Source organism: Parasphingorhabdus sp., assembly GCF_036964565.1.
Taxonomy (GTDB): domain Bacteria; phylum Pseudomonadota; class Alphaproteobacteria; order Sphingomonadales; family Sphingomonadaceae; genus Parasphingorhabdus.
Window position 1 is genome coordinate 155,170 of the sequence record NZ_JBALTN010000010.1, and the last position, 15,253, is coordinate 170,422.

Below are 15,253 nucleotides of genomic sequence, written 5' to 3' on the forward strand. Positions count from 1 at the left end.
TTTTCTATTCTATAAACTTTATATAACGGTCTTGATTAGGTCATTGCTATCCTGAAATGAAAATGCAGTCAATTGGTTTGGAGATAATGTAATGAGTTTGGAGCGACAGACGCTTGGCGCCCTTCTCCGCGGTTTGAGAAGTCGCAACCAATGGACGCTGAAAGAAATGAGCGAAGAGAGCGGAATTCCGGTCTCGACCCTGTCGAAGGTGGAGCATGACCGGCTGACCTTGACCTATGACAAGCTGCTGCAGCTCAGTGACCGGCTGGGCATCCCGATCACCGAATTGTTCGCGCAGCCGGAAAACGCCGAACAGCCGGTCACCGCGCGCCGCAGTCTCGGAAAGATCGATGACGCCGTTCGCGTGAAGACGCCCAATTATGACTATCATTATCTCTGCACGGAGCTGCGCAACAAACGGATGATTCCGGTGGTCACGCGCATTCGGGCGAAGAGCACCAAGGAATTCGGCAAGCTGGTGAAGCATCCGGGCGAAGAATATATCTACGTTCTGCAAGGGGCGATCGAGGTCCACAGCGAGTTCTACGATCCGGTCACCCTGTCCCAGGGGGAATCGATCTATATCGATTCCAACATGGGCCATGCCTATATCGCGACCGACGGCTTTGACGAGGCCTTGGTGCTGGGGGTGATGTCGAGCGAAGACAGCAACCTCATCGATTCCCTGATGTCGCTTCACGATGACGAGAACGGTGCCTGATAGATCCGCGCGACGGAGATCTATCCGCGCCCTGAATAGCCTATCTTCGGCTCCGGCCCGCCCGGGCAACGGATAGCCCCTCACCCATCCCCCAAAAAAAACATCATCGCTCCAAGGTTCCCGGGGAATGACTCCGTCTTGTCTTTGCACAGGGAAATTTATCCCGCCAATCACAAGAGGATTTGTATGCGCAACTATCTGCTCGGGTCGACCTGTCTGTTTGCTGTCCTGTCGATCCCCGCTCATGCGGAAACGACGGTGGCGACCGCGACGACCACTCCGGTACGGACATCAACGATCAAGGCCGGAACTGCCGATGATATCAAGATCACGTCGGCGGGCTCGATCAAGCCGGCGACCGGGGTTGCCGTTACCATTGACAGCAACAACAAGCTGATCAACGAAGGTACGATCGAGATCAACGATGCCAGCAATGCCACCGGCATTCTGGCCAATGCAGGGGTCAGCGGCACGATTACCAACGCCGCTAGCGGCAAGATCATCGTCAATGAACCCTATACCCCGACCGATGCAGACAATGATGGCGATATTGACGGACCCTTTGCCCTCGGGACAAACCGGACGGGCATAGCCACAGCGGGTTCCTTCACCGGCAATATCACGAACAGCGGCGCGATCACCATCGAGGGCAATGATTCGGCCGGTATCCGGCTTGGCGGACCTTTGACAGGCAATTTGGTAACGGACGGCAATATCTCGGTACTCGGGGACCGTGCGCTCGGCGTCGGCGTCCAGGATGTCGATGGCAATGTGCGGCTGGCCGGAACCATCTCCGCGCAGGGCGCGGATGCGGTTGCAGCGCGCATCGAAGGCAATGTCAGCGGGGCGCTGGTTGTACAGGGCTCGCTGAGCTCGACCGGCTATCGTTACACGACGCCGCCCGCGGATGCTTCGAAGCTGGATGCGGATGACCTGTTGCAAGGCGGGCCGGCCCTGTCGATCGAAGGCAATGTCGCGGGCGGCATCATTCTCGCCGTGCCGCCAAAGGACAACAGCACCACGGACAAGGACGAAGATGACGACGGCATCGAGGATTCGAAAGAAGGCTCGGCCCTCGTCCGCTCTTATGGTGCCGCACCGGCGATGCGCATCGGCGATAGCAGCAACGCCGTCACCATCGGTCCCGTTGCCGGGACGGGCACGGGCTTTGGCCTGGTCATCGACGGCGGCATTCTGGGCGGCGGCCTTTATGCCGGTATCAATGCCAACGGCCTGCAAGTCGGCGGGCTGGGCGGCACCGTCACGATCGCTGGCGGCATCGGCATCGGCGCCACCGGATCGGTCAAGGCCACGTCCAATGGCGGGTCGGCGACCGCACTGCAACTGGGAGCCGGCGCGACGACACCGGAAATCCGGAATGCCGGCACCATTCAGGCAACCGGCGGCAGCAGCGCGACCTCCGTCAGCACGGGTGTATTGATCGGCGCTGGTGCAAACCTCCCGACCGTCCGCAACAGCGGCACGATTGAAGCCAAGGCTGGCGGCAATGATGCGGCCGCCTTTGCCATTGTCGACAAATCCGGCACCGTTGCGCTGGTCGAGAACAGCGGGACAATCCTTGCCACGGGTGCGCTCGGCACATCCACTCGCAACGTCTCCATCGACCTCTCGGCAAATAATTCCGGTGCTGTCATCCGGCAGACGGCCGTTGCCTCGACGGCCAAAGCCCCATCCATCACCGGTGATGTCCGTTTCGGTGGCGGAAACGACCTGTTCGAGATCGCCGATGGCAAGGTGACCGGCAACAGCAGCTTTGGAACGGGCGACAACCAGCTCACCCTGTCGGGCGATGCCACGTACACCGGCAAGGCGAGTTTTGCCGGTGGTGCCGATGCCATCAGCCTTGCCGGAACCTCGGTGTTCACTGGCAGCGCCGACTTTGGCGGGGGAGCTGACAGCCTGACACTGGCCGGCACATCGCGCTTTTCCGGTTCGCTGGCCAATGCCCAGGGCCTTGCTGTGACAGCCTCCGGTGGCACGTTCGATGTCATCGGTGCCGCCCAGATCGCGTCGCTGGATGTTACCGGCAACGGCGTGATCGGGGTAACCCTTGGCGGCGACACCGACACCATTCTGCAGGTATCGGGCAGCGCAAGTTTCGCAACAGGTTCCAAACTCGCGATCAAGCTCACCGACGTCAAGGGCGCCGAAGGCGATCATGTCGTGGTCCAGGCCGGAACCCTGGCGGGCGCCAACAACCTGACGGCATCGACGACGCTGCTGCCTTTCCTCTACAAAGGCTCGGTCAGTTCGAACACCAATCAGGTCATCGTCAGCGTGGCGCGCAAGGATACGACGGAACTGGGCCTCAACCGGTCGGAAGCAAGTGCCTTTTCGGCAGCCTATGCCGCACTGGCCGAAGATGAGGATGTCGAGGATATTTTCCTGGCTATCGACAATCAGGAGGAATTCCGGTCCCAGCTTCAGCAGATGCTGCCCGAACATGAGGGCGGACTGTTTGAAACGGTGACGTCGGGATCGCGCGCACTGGCACGATTTCTGGCCGATCCGAAAGGTCCGTTCCAGGATGAAGGCAATTGGGGCTATTGGATAGCACAGGCCGGATGGGGCACGTCGAAGAGCGTCGGTGACACGGCCGGCTATGACATCGGCGGCTGGGGTATTTCGGCCGGCGCCGAGCACAAGACCGGTATCGGCAATTTCGGGGCGTCCGTCGGATATCTGAACGGCAAGGACGGCAACGGTGCCAACGGCAATGAAATCCGGTCGATCCAGTGGGAACTGGCGGGCTATTGGCGACTGAAAACCGGAAACTGGCTGGCCCATGCCCGGGTATCCGGTGCCAAGATCAATTTTGACGGCTCGCGCTATTTCATCGGCGCGCTTGAAGGCGAAGATGTCATCAAGACGATGTCAGCCGAATGGGACGGCAGCTTGTGGTCCGCTGCCGGCGCCGTGAGCCACGATCTGCGCTCCGGAAATTTCTCGATCCGGCCGACCCTTGCCGTCGACTATTACAAGCTGAAAGAGGATGGCTATGCGGAAACAGGCGGCGGGGATGCCCTCGACCTGACCGTTGCCGAGCGTGACAGCGACGAGCTTGCGGTGTCCGGTACCGTGGCGCTCGGCCTCGATTGGGGCGGAGTTGACCAGTATGACGGCTGGTACCGCTTTGAGCTGGAAGGGGGCCGCCGCCAGATCGTCGGCGGGGCACTGGGCGTCACCGTCGCCCAGTTCAATGACGGTGATCCGTTCACCCTCGTTCCGGACGAACGCGAGAGCGGCTGGATCGGCCGCGTGCGCGCGGTTGCCGGCAACTCCGGTTTTCAGGTCGGCGGCGAATTGTCGGTCGAGGAACACCAGAGCCATGCCGCCATTGCCTTCCGGGCCAGCGTAAGGCTTGGGCTTTAGCACATTCGCCCAAGCCAGACTGCAAGGGAGGGAACGACCCCCCACCCCCATTTCCCTCCCTTGCTTTTCCATCCGAACCACAAGGACAACGACATTTCTGCCACCCAAGCCTCGATCAGCGCTCATCCGTTCATGCTGCTATTGCGCGGTCCGATGCGGCTGTTATATAGCGCCCCGGCGAAGGGTGCGTGCGATGGCGGAGTCACGAAACTGGCCAGCCCAGAAAAGATGCACCGGGGTCAACATTGCATGACTAGGACGGACAGAGAAGCTGAGACAGCGCATGGGCTCGAAGCGGTGCTGCTGGACAATCGCGAAAAGCTGATCCGCTTTCTGGCGGCGCGTGGCGCGGGCGATAGCGCCGAAGATGTTTTTCAGGAGCTTTGGTTCCACATTGCCGGCTCGCCGACGGGCCCGGTGGCGCACCCGCTGTCCTACCTGTTCCGCGCCGCCAACAATCTCATGCTCGACCGCCACCGCTCGGCCAGGGCCGCCGAAACGCGCGAACAGGCATGGGGCGAGAATGATCTGGGCCGGGTTCAGCCGTCGGTCGAGCGATCGCTTATTTCGCGGGAGGAGCTTGCCCGCGCGGACGCCGTGATCAGCGCGCAGGGCGAACGGGCCGCGGCCAGCTTCCGTTATTTTCGTATCGAGGGCATGAACCAGCGCGACATCGCGGCTCGGCTGGGCGTCAGCCTGAGCACGGTCGAGGCCGATTTGCGCAAGGTCTACCGCGCCCTGGCGGCATTGGGGGGTCAAGCCGATGAGTGACAATATGGCGTCGGGCGCTGAAGCCCAGGCAACGGATTGGCTGATCCGGCAGCGGGATCCGGCCTTTGATGATTGGGACGCGTTCACCCTCTGGCTGGAGCAGAGTCCGACGCACGCCGCCGTCTATGACCGGCTTGCCAGCCTTGATGCCGACCTTGCCCACCTCGCCGAGCCTGTCGAGCGACCGGAGATTGTCGGCCGGCCGGTCGCTGCAACCCGCAGGATGTGGCTGGGCGGCGCGATGGCGGCAGCGCTGGTTGGCGTTATCAGCTTTTCCCTGTTCAGCAATGACACCAACCGGATCGAGACTTTGGGAGGAGAGCATCGGACAGTGGCGCTGGCCGATGGCACCCGGATTGAAATCAATGGCGGGACGGTCATCGAACTGGACGAGGATCGTCCGCGGTTTGCCCGGCTTGAAAGCGGCGAGGCGATGTTTCATGTGGTCCACCGCGACGGCGACCCCTTTGTGGTCGAGGCCGGCAACGCGAGGCTGGTCGATCTGGGAACGGCGTTCAATGTGATCCGGCGCCGCGATGCGGTGAGCGTTGCCGTGTCGGAGGGGCTGGTCGTCTACAATCCCGGACGCGACAATGTTCGGCTGAATGCCGGCTATGGTCTCGAGGCGCCGGACCAGGGTGGACGTCCGCAGGTGCAGCCGATCGATGTGTTCAGTATCGGCGGCTGGCGGAAGGGCCAGCTTGTCTATAATGGCGCATCGATTGCGCAAGTTGCCGAAGATCTGGGCAGGACGGCTGGCCTGACCATCGCCGTGGCGCCGGATGTTGCTGCCCTGCCGTTCCGCGGTGCCTTGCTGGTGGACGAGGAAAAGCAGCAAGTGATCGACGATCTTGCAGCACTTGCCGGCATTCGCGCACAGAAACAAACCGAAGGATGGTTGCTGACCCGCTAAAATGATCGCCCGTATCTCATTCGCCTTGTTGCTGCTGCTGTTCGCGATGCCCGTCGCGGCGCGCGATGACTCGCGCGCGATCGAATTGCCCAGCGGCACGCTGCTGCAGAGCCTGCCTCTGCTGGGACGGCAGGCTGGCATCAGCATCAGCGTTGCCGACGCGAAGCTGTGGCAAAAACCCGTGAAGCCGGTCCGCGGCAGGATGAGCGCCAAGAGGGCGCTTGCCCGCATGCTGGCAGGAACCGATGCCCACGCGGTCCGGGTGGGGGCTACCAGCTGGCGGATAGAGCGGCGTCCGCGCGGCACCACCATCGCCAGTCGCCAGAAGCAAGCGCCGCCCAAGGCGCGGCAGGTGAATGCGGACCCGCCGCAGGAACCGGCAACGGCCTCTCCGGTGGAAGAAATTGTCGTCACGGCCAGCAAGGTCAACACGCCCTACGTGAAATATGCCGGGGTGGTCACCATCCTGGATGGCACCGATCTGAGCTTCGGTGGCGAGAGAGGCATGGATTCGATATTGTCGCGGATGGCGACGATATCGTCCACGCATCTGGGCAGCGGCCGCAACAAGCTCTTCATCCGGGGCATCGCGGATTCCAGTTTCACCGGCCCGACCCAGGCAACCGTGGGCCAGTATCTGGGCGATATCCGGCTGAGCTACAACGCGCCCGATCCCGACTTGCGACTATACGACATCGACCGTGTGGAAATCCTCGAGGGACCGCAGGGTACGCTATATGGTGCGGGATCACTGGGCGGTATTATCCGGATGATACCCAATGCGCCGGACCCCACTGCGCCCGAGCTGGTGGCGTCCGCGGGCGTCTCTCTGGTCCAGCATGGCGCGCCCGGCAGCGACTTGTCGGCGACCGCAAACCTGCCTTTGGGAGACAGCGGCCATGCCCTGCGCCTGGTCGGCTATTCCATCAGCGATGGCGGATATATCGATAATCCCCTGCTCGGCCAGCGGGATGTGAACCGGACAGATATCCGCGGCGGGCGTGGCACGCTTCGCCTGAACCTTGGCGACGGCTGGACCTTTGACACCGGCGGCATCCATCAGACCATAACGGCGGAGGATGCCCAATATGCCGACAAGGGCGCGCCGCCGCTGACGCGCAGCAGCCTTGTCGAGCAGGGGGCAAAGGCACGCTACGGGTCGGCGATGATCGTGGTCACGAAGGAATGGGGCGATCTCCACCTTCAGTCCTCGCACGCCTATGTCGATCACCATCTCTTCGAGCGGTTCGATGCCAGTCTCGCCCATGACATCCCTCGCCTGTTTGACCAGAAAAACGAGACCCGGATGTGGACGAGCGAAACCCGCCTGTCGCGTCCCTATCAGGACGGCCTGGGCTGGGTCGTCGGCACGAGCTTCGTCGACAACAAAACCAGACAGACGCGAGCCTTCGGCGGCGAGATTTTCCGGTCCTCGATCGCCGGGGTGTCCAACTGGATTACCGAATATACAGCCTATGGCGAGGCGTCCGCCGAACTCCTGCCCGCGGTGGTGGCGACCGGTGGCGTGCGCTATACCCATGCCCTGCTCGGCGGTGGCGGGGAGGATGTCGACGCGCTGCTGGCACTGACCCAGTCAAGCCGGGCGATCACCGCCCGCCGCAAGGAAGAGAATTTTTCGCCATCGGCATCGATTCTCGTCACTCTGGACAGGAATGCGACTTTCTACGCTCGCTATCAGGAGGGCTTCCGGCCCGGGGGCCTATCCATAGACGGCAGTTTTGTGCAGCGCTTTCGCAACGATCATGTGTCCACCTATGATGCCGGCTTGCGTTTCGGACGCAAGGGAATCACGCCCTTCGATGCAACCATCTCGATCTCGCACAGCCGCTGGCGCGACATTCAGGCGGACTATATCGATGCCAATGGTTTCCCGACCACGGCGAATATCGGTGATGGCAAGATCACGAGCATATCCGGCTCTGTCGCGCTCCGGCCGGTCAGGGGCTTGTCGCTCGAACTGGGTGCGGTGTACAATGAAAGCCGGGTGACCCGGCTATCGCCCGCGCTGCGGCTGGCTGCCGTGACATTTGGCGGCCCCGCTTTCGACATGTCGCCGCCGGTCATCATTCCTGCCCTGGAACGACTGGGCCGGATACCCAATGTCGCCAGTCATGCCGTCCGGGGCTCGGCCAATTATTCGACCGTCATTGGCGACGAGGATTTCCGCATCCAGGGATGGGCGAACTATGTGGGACCCTCTCGCCTCGGCATTGGTCCGATTTTGGGTGAAGGCCAAGGCGACTATGTCGATACCGGTCTGGCGGCGCGTATCGGCAACCAGACCCGCGGATTGACCCTGACGTTGACAAATCTGCTCGACTCGCGCGGCAATCGCTTTGCGCTGGGCACTCCCTTCGTGCCGGGCAGCGATGGCTATCTGACCCCCTTGCGACCCCGGACAATCCGCGTCGCCATCGATCTCGCCTATTAGCCTGCGCGATCAACCGCCTCCCGGTCGCGAGAGCAGCAATTATTCGCCTTCTCCGCTTTTGGTCGCGCGAAAATATTGATATCGGCCGCCTGGAAGTCGGTTCCCAGCCGCTGCTCTATCTTGGCAACCGCACGCCCGGCTTCGCTTGTCCGCCCCGGCCAATTGGCAAAACGCCGGCAGTATCAATTATCCCGCTCGAGCGAATCGGATAGCGCGCATGCGCCCCGATGCGAATTCGAACCCGTCCCCGTCGCCCGCCAGGGTCAGGATGCCGCCAAGCATCGAAAATGCCCCGACGCAGCTTGCCTTCCAGATCGCAGGCGTGACCGGCGTGAGTTGATAGCTTGCCGTTCCCACCGCTCCGACAAGCTTGAGATGACTAGCCCCGCCCGCTTCCCAAATTTCTGCCCGCGTCGCAGCGGCAGAGGCGATGAAACGCCCGGCTCGATCCCCGATCGTGGCGCCGGGTTCTGCTTCGATCGGCTCGAGATGATCGGTATTCCCGAATTCGGTGAGGATGAGTGTGGAATCTTCGATCCGGGCCGTCTGAAGAATGAAGGACATGATGTCTGGCAGCTTCAGATTGCCCTGCCCGTCGTCGGTGACCGGCAGCGGCGGTTGACCATCAACGGCCATCAACTGCATGTCGCCATGCGCGAGCAGCTCGACAACCCGGCCACTGCTCCGCGATAGGAACCGGCCAGTCCGCTTTTCGAAGGGCACCTCGATCACCGGGTCGAGGCCCTCTACGCACGCATCTATGATCTTGTTTGCGAGATCCGCACCGTTCACATCGGCCCGATTGACCGCGATGGAAATATCGAGACGGGCTGCGGGAACCTTGATCATCTGAGAATTGCCCGCCACCACGCCACCCGCGTGCGAGATAGTCTCGACGCCGCGATAGTGGCCCATGACGAGCCCGAGACCATAGCCTGTCGAGGTCCCGTTCTGGAGCCGGTGCGGTTCGCGCATCAGGGACCAGCTTTCCGGTGATCCGACCCGGGGATCGTCCATGTGGCGAAGCCAGCGCAGCATGTCATCCATGGTCGAGACAATACCGCCGGGACCGCTGATCTCGGATCCCATATAATCACGCGTGAACCGGCCCTCCGCGGTCCGGAAATGGAGCGCCGCGCTGTTTGCAACAAAATCGTTATCGGAGCGGCGGAGCATGGTATCATGCATGCCGACGGGTTCAAAAATTCGCTCGCGCAGCACCGTCTCGAGCGACTCGCCGGTGATCCGTTCGATCGCTGCGGTCAGCAGGACATAAGCTCCATTGTTATAGCTCCAGCTCGTCCCTGCTGCGGTATCGACATCAGCGAGTGTTTGGTAAAGTTCGAGGATATCCGCATCGCTGACCCGCGTGGCCGCGCCATTGATCAGCATCGATATCGTCATCGCATCACGAATGCCCGACGTGTGCCCCATCAATTGACGCACTGTGGCATGCCCGCTGGCCTCGTGAATTTCGGGAACATAGCGCCCTATCGGGTTATCCAGACTTGCACGCCCCTCTTCACAGAGAAGCAGAAAGGCAAGCGCCACGAAATGTTTGGTCGTCGAGCCGATCCGCATGCGCATGGCCGGGCCGAGGATCACCGGCAGTTCCATGTGGGCAAGGCCGAAACCGCGGCGATAGACGGGCTTCCCGTCAATCGCGACAGCGACTGCCGCGCCGGGCAGACGACATTGGTCGAGCGGCGCAAAAATCGCATCCATGCGGGCTTCATCAAAATGCGTCGCCAGGGTTTTTTCCATCATCATCCGTTCCTCACAAAAGACTGAATCACTGGCAGCGCCGTCCGGCAGGCTTTGCGTGGCGACCGGAGCGTTGCCAATGGCCGCGATCCCGAAAGAAGGCCGCTGGAGCAATTCAAAACGGCGCGCCAGCGGCCGACATTTTCTAGAAGCGCGAAGTCAGCCGAAGACCTGCCGTTCGCGGCCGGAGGACAAGCACCTGTGCGGGTCCGCCGAGCTGCGAGAGAACCGTCTGCGCCGCCAGCTGGCCTCGCGTATCGAACAGATTCTGGACATAGACCTGTGCATCGACCGGGCCAAAGGACACGCCGCCCCGCAAATCGACAGTGGCATAGTCAGGGACGTCATATTGCCTGAGCGCCGGGCTAGCATCGAAACTCGCCTTGCTATCGGACGCGAAACGCAAGGTCGCCCCGAATGTGGGCTTGAGCGCGCTTTCGACCATGCTGTAGTCGACATTGACGGCGGCGGTGAAATGCGGCGTGTTCGGCAGTCGCTCGCCTTTGCGCGCGCCGAGCAGCGGCACGTCGTCAGTCAGGTAGCCGTCATTATAGGCAAAGCTTCCGGTCGCGACGAATTCCCGTGCCGGGCGGGCGGTCAGGGTCATTTCGGCACCCTTGATACGGGCGCCCGGGCCGTTTGCAAAATTGGCAACGCCGGCCACTGGGCTCAGCAGCTGGATATCCTTCCACTCGATATAATATCCTGACAGATCGATACCGAACTTGCGGTCTGCGGTCTCGGCCTTGAAGCCAAGCTCATAGCTGTTCAACGAATCGGAATCGAACGTCGGGGGAGAGGGCTGGTTGGTCGCCGGATCGATAACGCGGAAATTGGGGCCGCCGGGTCGATAGCCGGTGGCAAAGCGCGCATATGCCGTCGCGTTGCGACCGATGCGGTACCGGGCATTGGCGAGGTATGTCACCACCCCTTCGCTCGAACTCGATCCGGGCGCCGACACAACGAATATGCCCGACGCATCCTGGGTGAATTCCTGATTGTTGTGCGCATAGCGAATACCGCCGCTCACATCGAAGGCTTCGGTCAAGCGCCAAGTCAGGTTTCCAAATACGGCATATTCTTCGTAGGTGCTGTCGATCGCGGCGGTTACCGCGTTGATATTGGGCAGAAGAACGAGCCCCGCGCCATAGGTGTCGGCGACTTGCCGCAACAGGCTCTTCTCGCGGGTATAGAAACCACCCGCCAACCAGCTGATCGTCTGCTCTGTCGGCGATGCGATGCGGATTTCCTGCGTGAACTTGCGCGTGCGGGCGAGTTCATTGATTGCCACGGCTTCGGCGGGAATGTTGGCCAGGATCTGAAGGAAGGGAGCGTAGACCGCTGACCCGTCGGTCGTGGCGAACGTCTTGTTCACCTGGTAGCTGGTCACTGACGTCAGCGTCGCCCCGGCAAAGCTATAGTCGATCGTCGCGCTTCCGAGGCGGAAATCGGAGCGGAAAGGCTCGTCAAGCGGATGGGCCTGGTCGAGATATCCCGCGACGGGCACGCCATTGAGACCGATATTCGCATAGCTGCCGCCTTGGCGGCGGACATCTTGCGCGAATCCGGTGAGCCGGATCGAAAGATCCTCTGCGGGCGCAAACAGTGCGTCGAGGCGTCCGCCATATACCTTGCCGCGATCGACATCATTCTCTCCAGTAACGATATTGTCGAAATAACCGCCGTCCCGTGAATAAAATCCGCTCGCCCGAACCGCTGCCTTGTCGAGTGCGATCGGCGCATTGACCACCGCCGAGGCATCATAGCTCGTCCCTCCGAACCGCGTCGTTGAGACACCAAGCTGCGCCTTCGTCTCGAATTGCGTCAGCGACGGCTTCGTCATTACATATTTGAGGACACCGCCCATCGAACTCGCGCCATAGAGCGTGCCCTGGGGCCCGCGAAGGACCTCGATACGCTCTATGTCGAACAGCCCCACATCGAGCGCTCGCCGCGCGCCATTGGCGAAGGCCGAACTCGATCCGTAGGGAACCTCGTCGACATAAACGCCGACGGTCGACGATACATCCGCACCGCTGGTGACGCCACGCAGACTGATCTGGGACGTGCCGGCACCCTGGGAGGTATATTGGAGCCCCGGAACCGTGTTGGCGAAATCGACGAATTGCTTGGCGGCGATTTTGGACAATTCCTCCGAGGAAAGGACGGAAATCGATTGCGGCGTTTCGATCAGGCGTTCGGCCCGCTTTTGGGCTGTCACCACAATCTCGCCAGAGTAAGTTTCATTTTCCGAAACTTGGTCGGTTTCCTGCGCGTGGGCGGGAGACAGGATGAAGAGCGCCGCGCCCGACGCCAGAAAAAAATGCGCCTTTTTCGTCGAAAATGAAGTCATCGATAATCCCCTTCTGTAAAGACTGGCAGCGGTGAGCGCCCCATGTGATTGATTGCCGAGCGCGGAGCACAACCGACCAGAACCACCGGCGGCCGGGTCAACCCTTGCCCTGCTCCGACAATCATGACGCCCCCATGCACTTGCATATACTCACCCACCCCAAGCAATTTTGCATTATGTGCAATATGCAAATATAACTTGCTAATCAAGCAATAACTGGAATCGGACTGAACACCCGTGCAAACGGACGCGATCGCCGAATGGATTTCAGCGTTCAACGGGGTACCGGCGTCTAGTTTGCCTTGAGCGAGGCCCAGCTCTGGGGCGTGAACACCTGGGTTTCGAAGAGTCCCTCGGCGGCGTGAGGGCCGTGATAATAGGTCACCAGAAGCTCGGCAGGCGCGCCGTGGACCGCAACCGTGCTGTGCCACATTTGACCATCCATGAAGATCGCGTCGCCGGTTTCGAGAATAAGCGGCGCATGGCCTTCGCAATAGATCACCGCGTCGCCACGCAGGACATAGATGATCTTTTCTCCGGGGTGCCGGACGAATTCCGAATCCCAAACACTGATCGACTCGATCGTTATCTGCATACAGTCCAGCGAACGATCGCTGTCCTCGTCGAAAAGATATCGCAGATTGAGTTCGCGATAGGAACTTGCCTTGCGGTCGCGATCCCGCGCGCGATCCACGTTCAGGCGCCGGAGATCCGAAGCATGCCCGACCGTATCGACGGCTCCGCCATCGACGGCGCCGGGCTTGCGCGAGATCAGGTCCTCTGGCGCGATATCGAGTGCTTTTGCGAGAAGATCCACCTTCTCGATCGTCAGGCCGAGCTGCGTATTCTCGATACGCGACAACGAGGAAACCGAGATACCGGTCAACTCCGAAAGCCGCTCGAGCGTCATCTTGCGACGCTTGCGAATGGACCGCAGCAGGCCACCGATCGTGTCCTTCATCTCACCTACCTGCCGCCCCCTTTGATGATTCACGTTGCGACCTACTAATCCCTGCTTCTCGGCTTGGCTAGCCACGAGTCGAGGGAAACGCTTCAGGAGGCCCATCGGTGCGTCAGCCCCAGACCTCCGATGGGAAGCGATGCAGGCACCGACCATCATGATGCACGCCCGCATCCGCCGGATCCTTGACGATCAGCGGCGCATCGAGATCGACCACGTCGCAGAGCGAGGCGACGACGTAGGCTGGGGCGATCGCAACACCAGAGCCGAGCATACACCCGACCATCAGGCGAAAGCCCTCGACGCGGGCAGCTTCGGCGAGCGCCAGCGCTTCGGTAAGTCCGCCGGTTTTATCCAGCTTGATGTTGATATAGTCAAAACGCCCGGCCAGTCGGGCAAGGTCGCTGCGGTCGTGACAGGATTCATCAGCGCAAAGCGGCACAGCCCGATTATATCCATCCAGCAGCAGATCGTCTTCGGGCGGCAAGGGCTGTTCGATCATGAAAACGCCGGCATCTGCCAGGATCGGAGCGGCTTCGTTGAGCCGGTCAAGAGTCCACCCGGCATTGACGTCGACAAAAAGCCGCGCATCGGGCAGCACAGACCGGACGGCGGCCAGGCATTCGAGGTCCGAATCTCCCCCCAGTTTCAGCTTGATCATCGAGGCGTCTTCAAGCGTTGCCGCGAAATTTGCTGTCTCTTCCGGTGACATGATGCCGATGGTCACGTCTGACGGAATCGTGTCGGGTGCCTGAAGGCCCGTCGATTGCCAGATCGTCTGTCCCGAGCTTTTGGCTTCGAGATCCCAGAGAGCGCAGTCGATGGCATTGCGCGCCGATTGCGCCGGCAATTCCTGCTGGAGGGACAGCCGGTCCAGCTCGCCGCTTTCCAGTCTTGGGGCAACGGTCGCGATTTCGGCGAGCGTCGAGGTGGCGTCCTGGCCGTAAATGCCCATCGGACAACATTCGCCGCGCCCGACTTTGCCGCCTTCGTGGGCCGTGACTTCGATGACATCGAGGCCGGCAATTGTGCCAAAGGCAACCCGAAAAGGCTGCGCGAGCAGGATATGCTTCCTGCGAACTAGAATCTTCATCACCGCCCCATATGCTAATTTGCTATATTAGCAATTATTAGCGGCATGTTGCTTTTTTAGCAATTTATAATTGTTGCTGCTGGTAGCAGAAACCGCTGGTGCGCTGCATTGCAATACGTGGAATTGCCATCCGCGACATGCGCCCGGATCAGCCGGCCACTCTCAGGACCAGCCCCCTGCCCGACTGCATCGGCCATAACGCGATAGATTGCCCGGCGATGATCCGGCACGGATATCGATTTAAGTCGCTATTTCAGAAGGATGGAAATGGTGGTGCGCGACGCAGTCCGTAGCGAACCGGTCTCAGCGGTGATCTTCCCATATTCGTGGGAAAGTAGTGGGAAAATCGATGGATTCGGGCTGAATCGCACCGCTTGACCTTTCAGACCCCCAGCAATTACGGGCGTCCAGGGCAGTTTTCCCATATCCGATGTTCGTGGGAAGATTGCGCCATGTTCGTGGGAACGAGATGCAATCTCGTGCGAACATTTGGCATTTGTTTGCACATTCAAACATTTATGCATTTTCTAGCGGGGTAGGTCATTTCAGGTCTGGACAAACCTGCTTTGATAGAACATACGGTGAACTTATCACCACGGAAAATGTTAAATAAAATTAATCCGTAGGTGAATAATGTCCAAATCCAACGTAAAATCTAAAATCCCGTCCCGCCCCCTCGCGTTCAGCTACGTGCCGATCGATGAGGTGATTGTCTATGCGAACAATCCCAACACGCATTCGCGCTCCCAGATAAAGAAGATCCAGCGGAGCATGAGGAAGTTCGGGTGGACAAATCCCATTCTCATCGACGATGACGGGCACGTAATCTGCG

Annotated in this window: 9 protein-coding genes and 1 pseudogene; 6 read left to right on the forward strand and 4 right to left on the reverse strand. The window is 60.6% G+C overall.

The window, feature by feature from the left end; translation table 11 throughout:
- The first annotated feature begins 91 nt into the window (after positions 1–91).
- The 5 genes from V7650_RS14690 (at position 92) to V7650_RS14710 (ending at position 8,250) form a co-directional block, all read left to right on the forward strand.
- Positions 92–721, forward strand: coding sequence for a helix-turn-helix domain-containing protein (locus V7650_RS14690; RefSeq protein WP_335656985.1), 630 nt, complete (start codon positions 92–94; stop codon positions 719–721).
- Positions 722–907: 186 nt separating this feature from the next.
- Positions 908–4,114: an autotransporter outer membrane beta-barrel domain-containing protein gene (locus V7650_RS14695; RefSeq protein WP_335656986.1), complete on the forward strand. Its 3,207-nt coding sequence runs from the start codon at positions 908–910 to the stop codon at positions 4,112–4,114.
- 249 nt (positions 4,115–4,363) lie between these two features.
- Entirely contained in the window at positions 4,364–4,885 is a 522-nt protein-coding gene (locus V7650_RS14700; protein ID WP_335656987.1) for a sigma-70 family RNA polymerase sigma factor, read from the forward strand.
- On the forward strand, positions 4,878–5,798 hold the full coding sequence (locus tag V7650_RS14705; RefSeq protein ID WP_335656988.1) for a FecR family protein: 921 nt from the start codon (positions 4,878–4,880) through the stop codon (positions 5,796–5,798). The genes V7650_RS14700 and V7650_RS14705 overlap by 8 nt, the downstream gene beginning before the upstream one ends.
- A gap of 1 nt (position 5,799) precedes the next feature.
- Positions 5,800–8,250, forward strand: a complete 2,451-nt coding sequence (locus V7650_RS14710) for a TonB-dependent receptor (protein ID WP_335656989.1) — start codon at positions 5,800–5,802, stop codon at positions 8,248–8,250.
- A 186-nt stretch (positions 8,251–8,436) separates the two neighbouring features.
- Here the strand turns inward: V7650_RS14710 and V7650_RS14715 are convergent, their stop codons facing one another.
- The 4 genes from V7650_RS14715 to V7650_RS14730 form a co-directional block, all read right to left on the reverse strand.
- Positions 8,437–10,017, reverse strand: a complete 1,581-nt coding sequence (locus tag V7650_RS14715) for a serine hydrolase domain-containing protein (RefSeq protein WP_335656990.1) — start codon at positions 10,015–10,017, stop codon at positions 8,437–8,439.
- Between the two features lie 142 nt (positions 10,018–10,159).
- Positions 10,160–12,367: a TonB-dependent receptor gene (locus tag V7650_RS14720; RefSeq protein ID WP_335656991.1), complete on the reverse strand. Its 2,208-nt coding sequence runs from the start codon at positions 12,365–12,367 to the stop codon at positions 10,160–10,162.
- A gap of 292 nt (positions 12,368–12,659) precedes the next feature.
- Complete coding sequence (locus tag V7650_RS14725; RefSeq protein ID WP_335656992.1) at positions 12,660–13,328, reverse strand: helix-turn-helix domain-containing protein; 669 nt, start codon at positions 13,326–13,328, stop codon at positions 12,660–12,662.
- Between the two features lie 112 nt (positions 13,329–13,440).
- Entirely contained in the window at positions 13,441–14,421 is a 981-nt protein-coding gene (locus tag V7650_RS14730; RefSeq protein WP_335656993.1) for a dipeptide epimerase, read from the reverse strand.
- 633 nt (positions 14,422–15,054) lie between these two features.
- Here V7650_RS14730 and V7650_RS14735 point away from each other — a divergent pair.
- Positions 15,055–15,253, forward strand: a pseudogene (locus tag V7650_RS14735) (ParB N-terminal domain-containing protein); the annotation flags it as partial.